Source organism: Myxococcus sp. AM011, assembly GCF_013372595.1.
GTDB lineage: Bacteria > Myxococcota > Myxococcia > Myxococcales > Myxococcaceae > Myxococcus > Myxococcus eversor.
Genome location: NZ_JABXEM010000530.1, coordinates 1 through 1,905 on the forward strand (window position 1 = coordinate 1; position 1,905 = coordinate 1,905).

The 1,905-nt window shown below is 57.7% G+C and carries 3 protein-coding genes; 2 read left to right on the forward strand and 1 reads right to left on the reverse strand.

What is annotated here, in order from left to right; genetic code table 11:
* Positions 1-248 precede the first annotated feature (248 nt).
* Both HUW62_RS47040 and HUW62_RS47045 read left to right on the forward strand, forming a co-directional pair.
* Positions 249-689 carry a hypothetical protein gene (locus HUW62_RS47040; protein ID WP_176438167.1) on the forward strand — a complete coding sequence of 147 codons (441 nt, stop codon included), beginning with the start codon at positions 249-251 and terminating at the stop codon, positions 687-689.
* A complete protein-coding gene (locus HUW62_RS47045; RefSeq protein WP_176438168.1) occupies positions 673-1,470 on the forward strand; it encodes an ImmA/IrrE family metallo-endopeptidase in 798 nt (265 codons plus the stop codon). The genes HUW62_RS47040 and HUW62_RS47045 overlap by 17 nt, the downstream gene beginning before the upstream one ends.
* A 40-nt stretch (positions 1,471-1,510) precedes the next feature.
* On the opposite strand, the gene HUW62_RS47050 is transcribed toward HUW62_RS47045, so the two are convergent.
* Positions 1,511-1,905 (reverse strand): CBS domain-containing protein (locus tag HUW62_RS47050; RefSeq protein ID WP_368670663.1); only part of this gene is annotated, 395 nt, incomplete at its 5' end.

A 1,905-nucleotide genomic window follows, 5' to 3' on the forward strand; every position in this document is an offset into this window, starting at 1 on the left:
GCGAGGGCGGCAGCAGGAAGTCCTGCTGCACATTCCAGGGGCGGAACTTCTTGCTCATGCCGGACATTGAGCCTCCTCATCCCCGGCAGGGCAAGCCCTCGTTGCGATTACCGCGACAGGCTCCTAGCAGACGGCGCAGGGACAACCGACGAGATCAGCACCGCGACCGGCCTCACTACCCAGCAAATATATCTAGCAAAAGACAAACTCAAAAAGAGACACAAATCAATCCTCAAGAAGAGGACCACATGAGACAGAAAATCAGCCCAGCGCAAGAATTCATCCAACGCCTGGAACTACTTGATCTCGACGAAATAGTCCCACCGAGCAGCGTCGAAGAAGCAGACAAGATCCTACGGGAGGCAGGGGTTAATCCTGCTGAATTCTCGATACGCATTCGCGCTCACGTCCAATCCGTTCGGCAGCGACTCACACGGTCTCAGCTCGCCCAGTCAACTACGAAGCGAAAAGAGGAAGAGTCTCGACTGACAGCACTAATCAGTCGGTACGCCGATTTCAGCATCGAGCAACTCAGGGCAAAAGTTCGAGCGCTCAGCATCGCCCCACAAAACCATCAAATCTCAGTCGCACACAAAGGCCTATCAAGCAGCGCATCAAGAGAGGACCTCGAAGCACTCCTGACGGAATTCGAACATCTCGGGAACGAGGAACATGATGTCGAAAAATAGTGTGGATACCGAGCGAGGAATTCGACGCGCACGACAGGTCCTGCACCAACTGGGGCTCCCTCACATCGCCGACATCAGTATTGAGGACTTCGCACATCTACGGGGCGCTCTTGTTCGCAGCATCCCACTCACCAACTGTGAAGGCAGGCTTTCAAGACTCAATGGACGAGCAGTCATAAGCGTCAATTCATCACTCCGCTACACCCCACGAAAGAGGTTCGTTGTCGCACACGAGCTTGGCCACCTCGAAATGCACAAGGAGCACAATCAAGCAGAACTGTCCCTCTGCACTGAGCAAGCAATAAGCGAACTATACGACCAAGGAGCGGAGCAGGAGGCCAACGCTTTTGCCTCAGAACTGCTGATGCCCGCTGACCTTTGGCGAAAGCGATGCGAAGTGGCCCACCCGTCCATCAACCACATCTCCAGCCTCGCGACTGAGTTTCAAACAAGCCTCACGGCATCGGCTATTCGCTTCGCGAAGCTCAGTTCCGAACGATGCTGCACAGTTTACTCTCAAGACGGCAGTATCAAATGGGCCGCTCCAGGACCATCTTTCGGATACTACATCAACAAAGACATTCGGCTTCATCCTGCCACGCTTGCAAGCGACTACTTTCGCACTGGAAGTTGCACAGAAGAACCAGAAGAGGTGGAAGCTTCCGCCTGGATTGACTCATTAAAAATACACGACCAAGACCTTTGGGAGCACAGCATCGTACTCTCATCCAGCCGCGCGGTCATTTCGCTGCTTTGGATTCCAGAAGGTTCTGACCTCTGAGTGGATTCTTGTCTCGTGGGTCCGCATCAGTTGAAAGCATTCACGCCGGCCGCTCCTGCCGCCAGCGCCGTGCATCACGCTCGGCACGCTCCTCGCGCGTCTGCACCAGCGTCATCCCCCGCTGCGCGTCATCGACATCGAGCGTCCCCACCAGCCGTCCCTCGGCATCCACCACCGCCAGCAGCTGCGCCGAGTTCTCCGCCAGCTGTCGCACGGCCCGCCATCCATCCTCGTCCAACCGCACCACCAACACGGGCCGCATCACCTCGCGCGTCAGGCGATGGATCCGGTCCGCCTCCGACACCGCGCGCACCGCCTCCACGTCCACCAGCCCCACCGGCCGCCCGTCCTCCGTCACCGGCAACACCGTCTGCCGCTCGCGTCGCAAATCCCAGAGCGCCTGCTCCAACAGCGCCCCCACCTCCACCCCCGCCC